The organism is bacterium (assembly GCA_021372775.1).
Classification (GTDB): domain Bacteria; phylum Acidobacteriota; class Polarisedimenticolia; order J045; family J045; genus JAJFTU01.
The window spans coordinates 1-15,723 of the sequence record JAJFTU010000257.1; the positions used below are offsets into that span (position 1 = coordinate 1).

A 15,723-nucleotide genomic window follows, 5' to 3' on the forward strand; every position below is an offset into this window, starting at 1 on the left:
GTCGCGACGACCGGGTTGAGGACGGCCTCCCGCCCCAGCGCGGTGAAGACGGCGTGGGTCAGCCAGAAGACGACGACGAGCAGGATCGCCACGCCGAAGCCGTAGAGCGAGCCGGTGCGCCGCCAGCCGCTGACGGTCAGCGGGACGCCGACGAGGACGAGGACCACCGGCAGGAGGGGGAAGACCAGCTTCTCGTTGAGCCCGACGACCATCGGCGCCGTCGGATAACCGGTCCGCTCGAGCCGGTGCATGCTCGCCCAAAGCTCGGCGAAGCTCATCTGGTCGGCCATGTCGTCGCCGAGGGCGAGGCGCCTCTTGGTGACGCCGAAGAGTTCGGGCGTCTCGTCGAACGCCAGCGGCGCGCGGGCGATCTGCTCGAGCGTCGGCGTCGGCGCACCGGTCGCGGGGTCGACCGGGAACGAGCGCCGCCAACCGCGGGAGGCGATCCACGACCCGCGCTCGTAGCGGACGTCGGCCGCCTGCAGGCGCTCGCGGATGTGGGCGTTCTCGAAGTCGACGGAGATCACGCCGGGGGCGAGGACGAACTGCCGCTTGGAGTCCCAGTCCACGTAGTTCCAGACCCGCTCCCCCTCGCCGACGAGCCAGCGCCGGCCGGTCTGCATCAGTTCGGGGCCGGCCACCTTGCCGCGCACGCGGTCGAGCGTCCGTTCGGCCCTCCGTTCCGCCTGCGGGAGGAACTGCTCCTGCAGGACGGCGTAGACGCCGCAGACGGCCAGCGTCACCGTGAGCAGCGGGACGGCGATCCGCACGGGGCCGATCCCCGCCGACTTGAGGGCGATGACCTCGCCGCTGCGGGTCAGGGAGGAGAGGCAGACCGCCGCGCCGAAGAGGGCGGCGATCGGGACCATGAACCGGAGCTGGGAGGGGAGCTCGAGCGCGAGGTACTCGAGCAGCGCCCCCCAGGGGAACGCCTTCGTGCCGGGCGGGACCTCGTCGATCGCGCTCTTGAAGGCGACGGCCATCGCCAGGACGACGAGGACGAAGAGGACCGCGCCGAACATCCGCAGGTAGCCGCCGCCGAGGAAGACCTCGAGGCGGCCGAGGACGAAGCGGCGCGGCGGGGGCGCCGCCTCCGCGTCGCCGGCGTCGAGCTTCGGGGCCGCGCCGCAGGACGGGGCGGACGGCGCGGCGCGCCGGCGGGCGGCCAGCCAGGCGCGGAGGTCGGCGAGCCGCTCGCGGAGGCCGCGGCCGCCCGATTCCACCTGCGGCATGCGCGACCAGAGGTAGAGCCCCCAGATCGCGGCGAGCAGGACCGGAACCCACGGCCCGAGCCAGATCGGCCACTTCCCTTGTTCGGACAGTCCCCAGCCGGTGGAGAGGGCCAGCCAGAAGACGAAGATAATAATGAGCGATTGCGAAAGTCCGGCGAATCGTCCGCCGCGTTTGGAACGGGCGGCCAGGGGGAACCCGAGGAAGGCCAGCCCGAGGACGGCGACCGGCAGCGAGATGCGGCGATGCCATTCGAGGCCCGACTTCCGGAGCTGGGCCTCCGTCGCGGCGCGCAGTCCCGGCTCGGCGGCGGCCGCGAGCTTGGCCTGAAGCGCCGAGCGGTGGGCGACGAGATCGAGCAGGCCGAGCTCGTGGGGGTCGGCGTCCGCCATGTCGGTGGACGGGGACGGCGCGAAGGCGGCCAGCGCGGGGTCGGGCGGGAAGGGGAGCGTGTACTGCCGGAAACGGACGACGTTGTAGGCGCCCGGCTGGTTGGGACGGTAGATGTGCCACTCGCCGTCGTCCAGCAGCAGGGAGCGCTGCCCGGTCGCCGGGTCGAGCGCCGCCCGGGCCCGCTTCGCCACGAGGAGGTCGTTGGTCTTGCCGTCGATCGACTCGCGGTAGATCAGGACGCCGCCGAAGACCCGTCCTTGGGCCGACTCGCCGGCGCTCCGGGCGTAGATCACGGCCTGCGGCAGCCGGTCGTAGAAGATCCCGGGGTCGATCTCGCGGTTGACGTCCTGGAGCTTCAGGACGCTCCGCACCAGCGCGCGCTCGCGCCGGACCCCCGCGGGCATCAGCCACTGGGCGCAGACGAAGGAGAGCGCCGCGAGCAGGACCATCGCCGCGAGCACCGGCCGGAAGATCCGCCGCGGCGGGACGCCGGCCGACCGCAGGGCCACCAGTTCGCTCTGCGTCGCCATCCGCCCGACGCCGACGAGGGTCGCCAGGAGGGCGGCCATCGGCGCGGTGTAGACGATGATCCGGGGAAACTCCGAGACGACGAAGGTGAAGACGAGCGAGAACGGCATCCGTTTCTCGATCGTCTGGCGGGTCAGGACGAAGAGGTAGTTGAGCAGCAGGACGAAGCTGAAGCCGGCGAGTCCCAGCGTCAGCGGGCCGCGGACTTCGCGCACCAGCGCCCGATCGAGCCGCGTCCAGACCCGAAGCACTCGTCCCGCCTCCGAGAAGCCGCCACGTTAGCGCGCGGCCGTGGCGGCGTCAAGGAACGCGCTGAAACGCAAGCACTTGCAGGCACTTGCGGGGCCGGTCGCAGCGGCCGGCCGCGGGACGGCGGGCGGTCGTTTGCGAGCCCGTGGGGCGGTTGTTTGCGAGACCGAGGGGCGGCCGCGCCGAGCCCAAGGGGGCGACCGCGAAGGCCCTTGGAGCCCCGGGCGGCGGGCCGTGCACAGGCGGCGCGGGATTTCCACAACGTCCGATAATGCGGATTATGTCAAGTACGAGGGGGCTATGGCGATGTCGGCGCGCCGACATTGGACTGCGCCGTTCCTTTGGGGCCGACCTGGGGCAATGTCGGCGCGCCGACAATCACCGACGGGCGGCGGGTCCCCCGCTCGAAATGCGGACGGGCCCGGCAAAGAAAGAGCGCCGCGGATCTCTCCACGGCGCTCGGCTGTTTCGCGTCTCGAAGCCGAGGTTCTCGGTCAGACTTGGGCCTCGACGTCCGCGCCCTTCGCTTCCGGCGCGAGCGGGCGGCCGTTCGCCAGATCGTCCCGCAGGTCGGCGATGATGCCTTCCAACGTGCGGATCAGGTCGGTCGGCTCCACGGTCTCGCGGTCGAACTTCAGCGAGAGCGAGAAGTCGCGGTCGCGCGGCTTGTAGCGGAAGACGAACGGCCGGAGCCGCTGGACGGCGTTCGCCGCGCCGGCGGCGTCCTTCTTGCGTTCCCGGACCTCGTCCCGCGTGAGCGATTCGCTGGAGACGGCGGCGACGAGCGCCAGCATCGTCGCCTCGTCCGGCTGCCGCACGATCTCCATCAGCGTGCTCTTGGCGGTGATGTCGGCGCGCCGACATGCATCCTTGACCGTCTGCGGCATCCGGTTGAGGCTCAGGATCTCGGTGACGCTGGTGCGCGAGCGCCCCAGCTTCCGGGCGATCTGCTCGTGGGTGTAGCTGAACTCTTCGACCAGGCGGTTGACCGCCGCGGCCTCCTCGAATGGCGTCAGGTCGCGCCGCTGCAGGTTCTCGACGAGGCTGATTTCGAGGCAGCCGCGGTCGTCGACTTCGAGCTCGACGCACGGGACCATCGTCAGCCCGACCTGCTTGGCCGCCTGAAAACGCCGCTCGCCGGCGATGATCTGGAAGCGGCCGGTTTCGAGCGGGCGGACGAGGAGCGGCTCGAGGATCCCCCGCTCCCGGATGGAGCCGACGAGCTCGTCCAGGTCGCGCATCTCGCGGCGCGGCTGAGTGGGATTCGGGTCGATCCGGTCGGCTTCGATCATCCGGCCGACGGCCGTGCTCCGTCCGGACGTGATGTGGTCGACGAAGTGGCTGTCGGCCCGCATCCGCATGTCGGTAGGCAAACCCTTCTTAGGCACGTTGGAGAACCTCCTCGGAGAGGCGGTAGTACTCCTCCGCCCCGCGCGAGGCCGGGGCGAAGGTGAAGATCGACTCCTTGTACGCCGGGGACTCCTCGAGGCGGATGTTCTTGCTGATCCGCGTCTCGAAAACCTTCTCGCCGAAAACGTCCATGATCTGCTGCTCGATGTCCCGCGCGAGCACCGTCCGGCGGTCGTGGATGGTGATCACGACGCCGAGGAACTGGAGGTCCGGGTTGGCCCGGACACGGATCCGCTCGTACGTCTCGAGCAGGTCGTCCGTTCCTTCGAGGGCGTAGAACGACGACTGGATCGGCACCAGCAGATGCGTCGAGGCGACCATCGCGTTGACGGTCAGCATCCCGAGCGTCGGCGGCGTGTCGATGACCACGCAGTCGAAGTCGTCCTCGCAGGCCGCGAGCTTGTCCTTGAGGCGGAAGTGCGCGTCGAGCGTCCCGGCCAAGGCCGGCTCGACCTTGGCCAGGGAAAGCCGGCCCGGCGCGACGGTCAAGTTCGGGAGCTTGGTCGGCATGGCGATGTCGGAGATCGGCGTGCCGGTGTCGGTGAGCACGTCGTACATCGACTTCGTCACGTCGGTGAGGTCGAGGTACGAAATGCTGGCGTTGGCCTGCGGGTCGAGATCGACCAGCAGAGTCCGCCGTCCCTTTTGCGCCAAGGCGGCGGACAGGTTGATCGCGGTGGTGGTCTTCCCCACACCGCCCTTCTGGTTGGTGATGGCGATGATCATCCGGCCCCTCGTGAAGTGTCGTTCGGTCTGGCTGGAAACGCGGCGCGCAGGGCCGCGCGGACGATGCGGTGCCATCGTAGAAGGGGCGTCCGCGAGGCGCAATAACCGGGGCGCGCGGGAGGCGATTTTCGGCGAATTTTCTTGAAAATCGGAGGCCGCGAATGTCGGCGGCCGACATGAAAACGCGCCCGGCGGCGACGCCGCGGGCGCGTGGAAGTTCGGCGGTCGCCGGGCTCAGATCTCGTACTTGCCGAACTGACCCTCGTCAAGACTCTCCAGCCAGGCGCGGAACCGCTCGGCGTCCTGGCGTCCCTGCGTCAGGTCGATCCGCTGCGCCGCCTCCACCACCCGTTCGTCGACGAGGATCGGCGCCTGGCACCGCAGCGCCAGGGCGATCGCGTCGGAGGGGCGGGCGTCGAGCGTCTTCGGCCCGAAGGGGGTCTCGAGCTCCAAGGCGGCGTAGAAGGTGTTGTCCTGCAGATCGACGACGGCCACGCGGACCAGCTTCGCGCCCAGTTGCCGGAGCGCCTCGCGCAGGAGGTCGTGGGTCATCGGGCGCGGCGTGCGGATCTTCTCGAGTTCGACCGCGATCGCGTTCGCCTCGAAGACGCCGACCCAGATCGGCAGCTTGGCATCGGTCCGCGGATCCCTGAGGACCACGATCGGCATGTTCGTGATCGGGTCGATCAGGAGTCCCTGGACGCGCATTTCGCGCTGCATCGTCCGTCCTCCCCGCCGCGGGAACGCGACAGGCTCCGGGGGGAAATTAGGCGGCGGAAGGGGGCGAGTCAAGGCGTCGTTTCGGCAGCCGTCCCCCGCCCCGCCGCGGCCGGTTCCCCGCGCAGGCTGACCGGCCCGGCGGCGGTGATCCGCACCTCGACGAAGTCCCCCGGGGCGACGCCGTCGGCGGCGAAGTTGACGACCCGCCCGCAGCGGGTGCGCCCCGCCCACTCGCCGTCGTCGCGCCGACTCTTCGACTCGACCAGCACCTCGAGCGTCCGCCCGAGGTAGGCCTCGCCGCGCGCCCGCTGGATCTCCTGCTGCAGCGCCTGCAGCTCGACCAAGCGCTCGTTCTTCCGCTCCGGCGGCGTGTCGTCCCGCATCATCGCCGCGACCGTGTTCGGCCGCGGGGAGAAGACGAAGGAGAACATCTGGTCGAAGCCGACCTCGCGGACGAGGGAGAGGGTCTCGGCGAAGTCCTCTTCGGTCTCGCCGGGGAACCCGACGATGACGTCGGTGGAGAGCGCGAGCGCCGGAATACGCTTTCGCAGCTCATCCACTTTCGCCAAATACCGTTCGCGGTCGTAGCCGCGGCGCATCGCCTTGAGGATCCGCGACGAGCCGCTTTGCACCGGCAGGTGAAGGGCCTCGCAGACCTGCGGCGTCTCGGCCATCGCCTCGATGATCGGCGTCCCGAGCTGCAGCGGATGGCTCGTCGTGAACCGCAGGCGACGCACGCCGGGGACGGCGCCCGCGGCCCGCAGCAGATCGCCGAGCTGCGCGCCGGTGTCGGGGCACCGCCAGGCGTTCACGTTCTGGCCGAGGAACTCGATCTCCGGGTGACCTTGCGCGGCCGCCCGGGCGACCTCGGCCATGACGTCGTCCATGCCGCGGCTCGCCTCGCGCCCGCGCGTCGTCGGAACGACGCAGTAGGCGCACGACTTGCTGCACCCTTCCATGATCGTGACGAACGCCTTGACCCGCCCTTCCTGACGCCGCGCGGCGACCGCCACGGCGAGGCTGTCCGGATAGAGCGTGGTGTCCACGATCCCGCGACGGGCCTTCGCCTCGGCCAGGCGCTCGGCGAGCCGGCTCGCGGCGCGCGGCCCGAGCACGAGGTCCGCGCCGCGGCGGAGGAGCGCCTCCCCCTCGAGCTGGGCGACGCAGCCGCAGACGCCGACGATCACGTCGCGGCGCCCGGCGAGGGCGGGGCGGAGCTGGTCGAGGTAGTGGCGGACCCGCTCGGCGGCCTTCTCGCGGATCGCGCAGGTGTTGAGCAGCACGACGTCGGCCTCGGCCGGCGCCGCCGCGGGGACGTAGCCCAGCCCCTCGAGCGTCCCGGCCATCTTCTCCGAGTCGTGCTCGTTCATCTGGCAGCCCCAGGTCTCGATCCAGTAGCCGCCGGTCATCGGGACGTCCTGGCCGCGAATCCGGCCGCAACCTCCGCGCGCACTTGGGAGAGGTCCTGCGAGACGACCCGTCCCTCCCCCACCGTCGTCATGAAGTTCGTGTCCCCGTTCCAGCGGGGGACGACGTGGAAGTGGACGTGGTCGGGGATCCCCGCGCCGGCGGCGCGGCCTTGGTTGATCCCCATGTTGAAGCCGTCGGGATGGTAGAGCCCCCGGAGAATCTCCAGCCCCGCGGCCGCGAGCTCGATCATCTCGGCTCGAGCGGCCGGGGCCAGCGTCTCGAGGGCCCCGCAATGTCGGCTCGGCGCCACCAGCAGGTGGCCGCCGTTGTACGGATAGCGGTTGAGCAGCACGACCGTGCGCTCGCCCCGCGCGACGACGAGGTTCGGCTCGTCGGCCGAGGCGTCGCGCCAGACGCGGCAGAAGAGACACTCGCCGCCGTCGGCGTCCTCGCCGCGCGCCTCCGCGCTGGTCACCCAGGCGTGGCGCCAAGGGGCGAAGAGTTGCCTCACGGCCTTGCGGCGCGGCCGCCGAAGCCGCCGTCGATCTCGGCGGGCGCGGCCGCTTCGGGCGGATTGAGCTGGTCGCGCAGCTCCTTGCCCGGCTTGAAGTACGGAATCGCCTTGCCCGGCACGTCCACTTTGGTCCCCGTCTTCGGGTTCCTTCCGAGGCGCGGCCGGCGCGCGCGGAGCCGGAACGACCCGAACCCGCGCAGCTCGATCTTCTCGCCCCGCCGCAGCGCGTCCACGACCGAGTCGAGCACGGTCTGGACCGCCTGTTCGGCGTCGGCCCGGGAGAGGGCCGCCGCGTGGGCGACCCTCTCCACCAGTTCGGCCTTGGTCATTTACCCTCGCCGTCCTTCTTCTCTTCGCGCGCGGCCATCTTGTCCTGCAGCGCGCGCAGGGTGCCGGCGACGTCGCCGAGCGTGATCGACGACGCGCGCTCCTCTTCCCGGCGCTCGGCCTGGTAAGCGGAGAGCTCCTTCTCGCCCAGTTCGTCGGCGGCCGCCTTGATCGACAGGCCGATCTTCCGCTCCTCGGGCTCGGTCCTCAGGATCTTGACCCGCACCGTCTGCCCGACCTGGAACTTGTCCGCCGGCTTCTCGAGCCGCTCGTGCGACATCTCGGAGACGTGGACCAGCCCCTCGACGCCGTCGGTCAGCTCGACGAAGGCGCCGAAGTCGGTGAGGCGGACGATCTTCCCCTCGAGGATGTCGCCCACGTGGTAGCGCTTGACGAACTCCTGCCAGACGTCCGGCAGCAGGTCCTTGACCGACAGCGACAGCCGCTGGTTCTCGGTGTCGATCTTCAGGATCTTGGCCTCGACCTCCTGCCCCTTCTTGAGCAGCTCGGCCGGGTGCTTGACGCGGCGGTTCCAGGTCAGGTCGGAGATGTGGACGAGCCCGTCCACCCCTTCCTCGACCTCGATGAAGGCGCCGAAGTCGGCGATGTTCCGCACCACGCCGTGGATGACGTCGCCGACGCGGTACTTCTCCTGGATCACCGACCAGGGGTTCGGCTGCGTCTGCTTGAGGCCCAGCGACAGACGCCGGTTGGCCTCGTCGACCTCCAGCACCACCGCCTCGACCTCGTCGGCCACGTTGAGGAGCTTGCTGGGGTGCTTGACGCGCTTCGTCCAGGACATCTCGGAGACGTGGATCAGCCCTTCGATCCCCTCTTCGAGCTCGACGAATGCGCCGTAGTCGGTCAGCGACACGACCTTGCCGCGGACGCGGGAGAGCAGCGGGTACTTCTCGGCGGCGTTCTCCCACGGATCGGGCTGCAGCTGCTTCATCCCGAGGCTCACCCGCTCCTTCTCGCGGTCGAACTTCAGGATCACGACCTCGACCTCGTCGCCCAGCTTCACGACTTCGGTCGGATGGCTGACGCGGCCCCACGACATGTCGGTCACGTGGAGCAGGCCGTCGATCCCGCCCAGGTCGATGAAGGCGCCGTACTCGGTGATGTTCTTGACGAGGCCGTGGACCCGCGTCCCTTCGGCCAGCGTCTCCAGCGTCACCTTCTTCTTCTCGGCGTTCTCCTCCTCGAGCACGTGCTTGCGGGAGACGACGATGTTGCCCCGGCGGCGGTTCATCTTGATCACGCGGACCCGGACTTCCTGGTCCTTGTACGCCTCGAGGTTCCGCACGGGGCGCATGTCGACCAGCGAGCCCGGCAGGAACGCGCGGACGCCGATGTCCACCGACAGGCCGCCCTTGATCCGGTCCTGGACCTTGCCGACGAGGATCTCGCCGGTGCGGTAGGCGTTCTCGACCCGTTCCCAGACCTTGAGGCGCTCGGCCTTTTCCTTGGAGAGGTTGTAGTAGTCGCCTTCCTCTTCCAGCGACTCCAGGACGGCCTCGACCTGCGCGCCTTCCTCGATCGGAAGGGGCTCGCCCATCGGCCCGCGGAACTCGGCGCGGTTGATCGCGCCTTCGCGCTTGTAGCCGATGTCCACGACGACGATCTCGTCCAGGACCTTGATCACGCGGCCCTTGACGACGGCGCCTTCGGCGATGTTCTCCTGCGGGCTGTACTGCTCCAGCAGGGTGGCGAAATCCAGCTCTTCGGCCGGCTCCGCCTTGCGGGGCGTGTTTTCGCTTTCCATGACGACGAACCTCCAAAACCACGGCCGGCTTTGGGATTGGGCCGCGGACGCGGCCGAGCCGACCGTCGCGACGCGCGCCTTCAGGCGCACGGCGCAAGGCGCGCGGGGGCATCTCCCTCCGCGGCCATCGAACGGGCGATGTTAATGGGGGGGCGCGGGCCGGTCAAGAAGGGCGGCGCCGCGACGGCCGTCCCTTCGCGCCGCGGGAACGCCTGCCCGAACCCTCGGCGTCGTCCACGCGCGCCCTCCGGTCGAAGGGCCGGCGCGGCGGCAGCGGCGCGGGGGCGCCGGCGAGCGCGCGGCGCAGCTTGTCCTGCTCCGCCGGCGTCATCGGCCGGACGTCGCCGACCCGCATCTTGCCGAGCCGCAGCGGGCCGATGGCCAGGCGGCGGATCCGGCGCACCGGATGGCCGACGCGCTCGAACATCCGCTTGATCTGGTTCTGCCGCCCTTCGACGAGCGTCACGCGGAGCCACGTCGACTCCTCCGACGACTCCTCGACGACGACCTCCGCCGGCAGCGTGCGGACCCCCGGCTCGATCGTCACGCCGCGGCGCACCTTGTCGAGCTCCCGCGGCCCCGGCGCGCCCTTGACCTTCACGCGGTAGAGCTTCGGAAGGTGCATCTTGGGGTGCATCACCAGATTGGCGAGCTCGCCGTCGTTCGTCAGGATAAGCAGGCCGTCGGCGTCCCAGTCGAGGCGTCCCACCGGGTAGACGCGGGCCTTGATCCCGCGGCGCTTCAGCAGGTCGACGATCGTGGGCCGCCCTTCCGGATCGGAGAGCGAGGTGATCATCTCGCGCGGCTTGAAGGCGAGGTAGTAGAGCCGCGGCCCGCCCTGCGGGTTGAGGATCATCTTGCCGTCCACGCGGATGTGGTCCCGCTCCGGATCGGCCTTCATCCCCGGCTCGTTGGCCACCTGGCCGTTCACGACGACGCGCCCCTCGAGCATCATCTGCTCGGCGGCGCGCCGCGAGGCGACGCCGGCGCGGGCGAGGATCTTCTGCAGACGTTCTTCAGCCACGGTCCTGGTCCTCGGCCGCGGGGGCGGCCTCCTCGGCCGCGGCGTCCGCGTCCGTCTCTTCCGCCGCGGCGCCTTCCGACGCGGGGGCGGTCTGCTGCATCTCTTCGGCGGGGCACTCCTCGCCGTCCGGCGACGCCTCCGGCGCCTCGCCGCCTTCGGCCTCGTCCTCGCCGTCTTCTTCGGCCTCGGCCTCGTCTTCGTCTTCTTCGACCGCGGGCTCGGCGTCGTCGGCCGTCGGCGCGTCGATCAGCGTCGCCTCGGCGCCGTCCGCGCCCTGGGCCGCGGGATCGGGGACCGGCAGCTCCTTGGCGAGATCGACCTCTTCCCCGAGCGGCTCCATGTCGTCGGCCGTCACCGGGAACAGCCGGCCCTGCGCCGGCGCGACCCGCGTGCCGAACCCTTCGACCGGCGGCAGGTCCTCGAGGCTGTCGAGCCCGAAGTGGAGCAGAAAGTCGCGCGTCGTGCCGTAGAGGATCGGCCGGCCGACGACCCGCTTCCGCCCGACCATCCGCACGAGGCGGCGGTCGATCAGCGTGCGCAGCGCGTAGCTCGGATCGGTCCCGCGGATCTCCTGGATCTCCGGCGCCGTCACCGGCTGGGCGTAGGCGACGATCGCCAGCACGTCGAGCGCGGCGGGGGTGAGCCGCTTCTGGTTGCGGAAGCGGAAGAGCGCGCGGAGCTGCGGCGCGAGGTCGGGCCGGGTCACGAGGCGGAAGCCGCCGGCGACCTTCTCCAGCTTCAGCCCGCGCCCCTCCCCTTCCAGCGCGTGGGCGAGCGACGCCAGCGCGTGCTCCAGCCGCGCGTCGTCGAGCCCCGGGAGCGCGACCTTGATCTCCTCGAGCTGCAACGGCTCGGTCGAGGCGAAGAGCATCGCCTCGAGCACGCCCAAGATGTCGAGCCCGTCGTCCTCGCGCGGGAGGACGGTGTCGCCGGCGCTCATTCCGAAACCTCCGTGGGGGGCGCGTCGTCGGCCGCGCCTGCGCGCGGACCCTCTTCGGCCGCTCCGTCCTTCGCTTCGTCGTCCGCCCCGCCCGCCTCCGGCGCCTCGCCGACCGACTCCTCGGCCTGCGGCCGGCCCGGCTCGACGCGGATGTCCTCGCGCGGCGCCGCCTGATAGGCGACGACCGCGCCGACGCGGACCAGTTCCAGCAGCGCGAGGAAGAGCACGATCCGCTCGATCTTCGTGCGGCAGACCGACGTCACGGCGCGGAACGAGAGGACCGCCCCTTCGGTCAGCTTGGCGAGGATCCGCTGCATCATGTCCTGAATCTTGAAGTCGTCGCGCCGGATGATCTCGACGCGGTCCTCCGCCTCGAGCTGCCGCACGACCCGCTCGAACGCCCCGACCAGGTCGGTGAGGTCGGCCTTGATCATGAACTCGCCGGCGAGGTCCGCCGGCGGCGGCCCCGGACGGGTGAAGACGAGGTCGCGCCCCGACTCGAGCGCCGCGAGCGACTCGGCCGCCTTGCGGAACTTCTCGTACTCGAGCAGCTGGCGCGTGAGCTCGGCGCGCGGATCCTCCGCCGCCTGCCCTTCCTCCCCCGGCTCGGGCGGAAGCATCATCCGCGACTTGATGTGGGCCAGCGTCGCCGCCATCACGAGGTACTCGGAGGCGACCTCGAGGTCCAGTTCCCGCATCCGGTCGAGGAACTCGTTGTACTGCCGCACGACGACGAGGATCGGGATGTCGAGGATGTCCATGTCCTGCGAGCGGACGAGGTGCAGGAGCAGGTCGATCGGCCCCTCGAACTGCGGCAACGTCACCTCCAGCGCGCCGCGGCGCGGGGGCTGCTCGCCGTCTTCGAGCAGGGCTTGATCGATGAGGGGCGTGTCGGACATATCTCTCTTTGGTCCCCCCGGCGTCGCCGGAGCAAGCGGGGAGACTATCACCCGCCCCGGCGCCGGGTCAACGCGCGACGGCCGCGCGTGCGCCAAGTCTCAGCGGCAGAGCAACTTGCGGACGTCCTTGGCGATCTTCGCCGCCGCCGCCTCGCGCGCCGCGCGGTACGGGTCGAAGGCGGCGAGCCGCTTCGAGGTCGCGGCGCCGCGGGCCTTCCCGTCCCGTTCGGCGTCCGGCTTGTCCGCGCCGGGGCGCAGGACCTCGACGTGGTAGCGGCACTCGACGACGAACGAGAGGCTCGCCTCTCCCGCCGCCGACGCGTCGCTCGAGACGCCGGGGGCCTGCGACTCGCGCCACAGATCGAGGCGCACCCGCAGGACGAGGTCGGGCGTCTCCCCGGGGCGGACGAGACGCACGTCGCAGGGCAGGCGCGTCACGGCGACGGCGAGCGCGTGCTCGACTTCCGCGGCGTCGAAGCTTCCCGCCGCTTCGGTCCGCTCGACGCGCAGCTCCACCTTGCGTTCCGCGGCCGAGGCGACGGCGACCGCGCCGAAGCAGCACGCGAGCGCCGCGGCGAACCGCAGGAACCTGAGACCGCGGCGTCGCGCGGCGGCCACGGCTACGACTCGCGGAAGACGAGCCGGACCATCCCCAGCGAAACGGTGTCGCCGTCGGAGAGGGGCGCCGGCCGACCCTGCTGCAGCTTCACGCCGTTGACGAAGGTGCCGTTGAGCGCGCCCCCTTCCTCGACGACGTGCCACACGCCGTCGCGCTCGAAGAGGCGCGCGTGGCGGCGGCTGACCGAACGCTTCGTGTCGAGCGCCCCGAGGTCGATCTCCGGCTGCGTCTCGGTGACCGGATCGTAGCGGCCGACGAGCATCTCGCCGCCGCTCAGCGGGAAGACGACCGCGTTTCCTTCGACCGTCAGGCGCGCGGCGCGCGGCTTCGCCGGCGCGGCGGGGCGCGCGGGCGCCGCGGCGGCCGCCGTCGCCGGAACGGAGGCGGCTTCGACGGCCGCGGCGGGGGGCGCCGAGGGCGCGCCGGCCGCGAGCCGCTCCTCGATCCGCTCCAGCCGTCCGGCGAGCTGCCGCAGCAGCCGCACGGCGATCTCGGGATGGCCGCGGAGCATCTTGTCGAACGTGCGCGGGCCGAGTTCGAGGACCTCGCAGTCGGTGGCCGCCTCGGCGTCGACGCCGTAAGGACGCCCTTCGATCAGCGCGGACTCGCCGAAGATGTCCCCTTTCTCGAGCGTCCCGACTTCGACCGGCGCGGCGACGCCGCGCCGCGTGAGGCGCACGAGCCCCCCCTGCACGACGAAGAGGCAGGCGCCCGATTCGCCCGCCGAGACGATGCGCTCGCCGGCGCGGTACGGAACCGTGCGGGCTTTGATCGGATCGACCGTCATGGCGTCTTCGCGAACTCCCCGCCCGCGGCGCCGAGGGGGCGGCGCGCGCGCGCGATGCAATCTTACCCCGGATCGCCGCCGCGAAACCGCGTCCGCGCGGCGCGGCGGTCTCTTTTGCGCGTTCTTCTAGCGCGGCGGCGGAGAAAGCTCGGCCAACGCCGCCGCGGCCTCGTAGCGCACGTCCTGCGAGGGGTCCTCCCTCGCCGCGGCGGCGAGCAGTTCGGCCGCGCGGGGCACGCCGGCGCGGGCGAGGTAGCGGACCGCGGCGCGGCGCACCGCGGCGTCCTCGTCGGTCCGCGCCAGACGCACCAGCGCCTCGCGCGCCTCGGAGACGGCTTGGTCCCCCGCCTCCGTCGGCGCGAGCCGGCCGCTCGCGAGCGCGGCGCCGAGCGCCTTCGCCGCGCGGGCGCGCCGCCGCGGATCGGCGTCGCCGGCGCGGCGCGCGACCGCCTCGGCCGCCGCGCGCGTCGGCGCGCCGAGACGCGCGCAGACTTCGAGCGCGGCGTCGACGAGCCACGGGTTCGCGCCGTCGAGCCAGACCGGCAGCGCCGCCTCGGCGGCCGCCTGGTCGTCCGCGTCCTGCGCGGCGACGATCGAGCGGCTCGCCTGCAGGATCGCCTCCCCGCCCTCGCCGGTCACGGGAATCTTCCCCGCGGCGCCGCCGGCCGGAGAGAGGTAGTCCACCGCCTCGGGATCGCCGGAACTGTCGCGCGGCACGTCGAGGACGAAGACCGCGCGTTCGCCGGTCTCCACCGTGAACTTCGCCTCGCCGCTCGACCGCCCGAAGTTGAGGGCGCGGAAGGCGATCGTGAGGCGGCGGCCGATCCCGGATCCGCGGAGCACTTCGCGCACCGCGAGGTGCGCCTTCCCCTCGACCGTCTCCACGTCGGCGACGACGACGATCGCGCCGTTCGCCAGACGATGCGCCAACTCCGCGCCGTCCGCGGGGCGGCCGGCGGGAGTCGCGGCGCGCGCCGCGGAGCAGAAGGTCAGCGCGAGGAAGAGGACGAGGAACGAGCGCCGCGCGCGGCGAGCGCGCCGCCGAGCACGACGCAGGCCGCGACGGCCAAGACCGCCGCGAGCGTGAACTGGAACTGATCCCCTTGCGTCCACAGCTTCACCGGGTCGCTGAAGTCGGCCGACGGGCCGGCGAAGGCGAGGACGACCGTCCCCACGACCAAGCCGAGCGCCGCGCCGAGCGCCGCGCCCACAAGAATACGCGGCAGCGCACGGCGGGCCCACCGGCCGGCGCGCGGCGCGGCGGAGGCGTCGAAGCCGCCGAACATCGAGGCGAAGGGGGTCGGCTCGTTGAGGAAGGCGTCCACCTCGCCGCCGTTGACCGCGGCCTCGGGCGGCGCTTCGGGCCGCGGCTCGACGGGGCCGGTCGGGACCCGCGCGTGCGCCTTCGCCGGCGCGGGGTAGCTGCCGGCGCGCGCGGCGATGAAGCGCCGCGGACGGGCGGCGTCGGTCACGGCTTGATCTCCAGCCGCAACGTCAGGCGGAAGAGGCGCGGGCCGAACGGCGTCGCGACCTCGAGCGGCACGATGATCTCCTGCGGCTCCCCCGGCGCGAGGCGGGTGATTTCCACCCCTTCCTCGTGGAAGGCCGCGTCTTCCGGCTCGACCTCCACCGCGGCGGCGGAGGCGGCGATCGGGGCGGCGATCGTCGGCGCCTCGAACGGCGCGGCGACGATCGGCGATTCGATCGTTTCCGGCGCGACGACGGGCGGCGCGGGAACTTCCTCCGCGGCCTCTTCCGGAGCCTCGGGCGCGGGCGCCTCGACGATCGGGGCCGGCGCCGCGGGCGCTTCGGCTTCGACGACCGGCGCGGCGGGCGGAGCGGCGCGGAAGGCGCGCATCAGTTCGTCGCGGTCCACGCGCTGGGTCTCGCCGGCGAAGCCGACGACCGGCGGCGCGGCGGCCGGGATCTCGTGGACCAGGCCGAGCGGATCGTCGTCTTCGGCGGCCATGTCGGCGGCGGAGGAGGCGGGCGCGAGGGCCAACGGGTTCTCCTCTTCCGCGGGAGGCGCCCAAGCGGGCGCCTGCGCCGCGGCGGCGAACGCCGGCGCGGGGGCGGGCTTCGGCTCGGGGGGCGGCGCGAACGCCGGCGCGGCCGGCGCGAAGGTCCGCGGGGCCGCCGCCGGCGCGGGGCCGGAAACGAAGGCCGGCGCTTCCGCCGGACG

16 protein-coding genes are annotated in these 15,723 nt (G+C 72.0%); all 16 read right to left on the reverse strand.

The window, feature by feature from the left end:
• On the reverse strand, positions 1–2,402 hold a 2,402-nt coding region (locus tag LLG88_09160; protein MCE5247069.1), incomplete at its 3' end, for an LptF/LptG family permease.
• 492 nt (positions 2,403–2,894) lie between these two features.
• Positions 2,895–3,788: a ParB/RepB/Spo0J family partition protein gene (locus LLG88_09165; protein MCE5247070.1), complete on the reverse strand. Its 894-nt coding sequence runs from the start codon at positions 3,786–3,788 to the stop codon at positions 2,895–2,897.
• Complete coding sequence (locus tag LLG88_09170) at positions 3,781–4,536, reverse strand: ParA family protein (GenBank protein MCE5247071.1); 756 nt, start codon at positions 4,534–4,536, stop codon at positions 3,781–3,783. Before LLG88_09170 ends, LLG88_09165 begins: the two co-directional genes overlap by 8 nt.
• Before the next feature lie 234 nt (positions 4,537–4,770).
• Entirely contained in the window at positions 4,771–5,256 is a 486-nt protein-coding gene (locus LLG88_09175) for a bifunctional nuclease family protein (GenBank protein ID MCE5247072.1), read from the reverse strand.
• Between the two features lie 68 nt (positions 5,257–5,324).
• On the reverse strand, positions 5,325–6,665 hold the full coding sequence (gene miaB / locus LLG88_09180) for a tRNA (N6-isopentenyl adenosine(37)-C2)-methylthiotransferase MiaB (GenBank protein ID MCE5247073.1): 1,341 nt from the start codon (positions 6,663–6,665) through the stop codon (positions 5,325–5,327).
• On the reverse strand, positions 6,662–7,177 hold the full coding sequence (locus LLG88_09185; GenBank protein ID MCE5247074.1) for an HIT domain-containing protein: 516 nt from the start codon (positions 7,175–7,177) through the stop codon (positions 6,662–6,664). The genes miaB and LLG88_09185 overlap by 4 nt, the downstream gene beginning before the upstream one ends.
• Positions 7,174–7,509: an integration host factor subunit beta gene (locus LLG88_09190; GenBank protein ID MCE5247075.1), complete on the reverse strand. Its 336-nt coding sequence runs from the start codon at positions 7,507–7,509 to the stop codon at positions 7,174–7,176. The genes LLG88_09185 and LLG88_09190 overlap by 4 nt, the downstream gene beginning before the upstream one ends.
• Positions 7,506–9,272: a 30S ribosomal protein S1 gene (locus LLG88_09195; GenBank protein MCE5247076.1), complete on the reverse strand. Its 1,767-nt coding sequence runs from the start codon at positions 9,270–9,272 to the stop codon at positions 7,506–7,508. The genes LLG88_09190 and LLG88_09195 overlap by 4 nt, the downstream gene beginning before the upstream one ends.
• Positions 9,273–9,435: 163 nt before the next feature.
• Positions 9,436–10,296, reverse strand: a complete 861-nt coding sequence (locus tag LLG88_09200) for an rRNA pseudouridine synthase (GenBank protein ID MCE5247077.1) — start codon at positions 10,294–10,296, stop codon at positions 9,436–9,438.
• A complete protein-coding gene (gene scpB / locus LLG88_09205) occupies positions 10,289–11,236 on the reverse strand; it encodes an SMC-Scp complex subunit ScpB (GenBank protein MCE5247078.1) in 948 nt (315 codons plus the stop codon). The genes LLG88_09200 and scpB overlap by 8 nt, the downstream gene beginning before the upstream one ends.
• The gene (locus LLG88_09210; protein MCE5247079.1) at positions 11,233–12,135 is read right to left on the reverse strand and encodes a segregation/condensation protein A; all 903 of its coding nucleotides are present in this window, start codon (positions 12,133–12,135) and stop codon (positions 11,233–11,235) included. Before LLG88_09210 ends, scpB begins: the two co-directional genes overlap by 4 nt.
• A 99-nt stretch (positions 12,136–12,234) precedes the next feature.
• Positions 12,235–12,753, reverse strand: coding sequence for a hypothetical protein (locus LLG88_09215; GenBank protein ID MCE5247080.1), 519 nt, complete (start codon positions 12,751–12,753; stop codon positions 12,235–12,237).
• A gap of 2 nt (positions 12,754–12,755) precedes the next feature.
• A complete protein-coding gene (locus tag LLG88_09220) occupies positions 12,756–13,541 on the reverse strand; it encodes a cyclic nucleotide-binding domain-containing protein (GenBank protein MCE5247081.1) in 786 nt (261 codons plus the stop codon).
• 126 nt (positions 13,542–13,667) lie between these two features.
• Positions 13,668–14,471, reverse strand: a complete 804-nt coding sequence (locus LLG88_09225; GenBank protein MCE5247082.1) for a HEAT repeat domain-containing protein — start codon at positions 14,469–14,471, stop codon at positions 13,668–13,670.
• A 59-nt stretch (positions 14,472–14,530) separates the two neighbouring features.
• Entirely contained in the window at positions 14,531–15,013 is a 483-nt protein-coding gene (locus LLG88_09230) for a hypothetical protein (GenBank protein ID MCE5247083.1), read from the reverse strand.
• Positions 15,010–15,723 (reverse strand): hypothetical protein (locus LLG88_09235; protein ID MCE5247084.1); only part of this gene is annotated, 714 nt, incomplete at its 5' end. The genes LLG88_09230 and LLG88_09235, both read right to left, overlap by 4 nt.

Coding starts and splice junctions, on each gene's coding strand:
- LLG88_09170 (MCE5247071.1), bottom strand. CDS start 4,536: ATGATCATCGCCATCACCAACCAGAAGGGCGGTGTGGGGAAGACCACC.
- LLG88_09175 (MCE5247072.1), bottom strand. CDS start 5,256: ATGCAGCGCGAAATGCGCGTCCAGGGACTCCTGATCGACCCGATCACG.
- miaB (MCE5247073.1), bottom strand. CDS start 6,665: ATGACCGGCGGCTACTGGATCGAGACCTGGGGCTGCCAGATGAACGAG.
- LLG88_09190 (MCE5247075.1), bottom strand. CDS start 7,509: ATGACCAAGGCCGAACTGGTGGAGAGGGTCGCCCACGCGGCGGCCCTC.
- LLG88_09195 (MCE5247076.1), bottom strand. CDS start 9,272: ATGGAAAGCGAAAACACGCCCCGCAAGGCGGAGCCGGCCGAAGAGCTG.
- scpB (MCE5247078.1), bottom strand. CDS start 11,236: ATGAGCGCCGGCGACACCGTCCTCCCGCGCGAGGACGACGGGCTCGAC.
- LLG88_09210 (MCE5247079.1), bottom strand. CDS start 12,135: ATGTCCGACACGCCCCTCATCGATCAAGCCCTGCTCGAAGACGGCGAG.
- LLG88_09220 (MCE5247081.1), bottom strand. CDS start 13,541: ATGACGGTCGATCCGATCAAAGCCCGCACGGTTCCGTACCGCGCCGGC.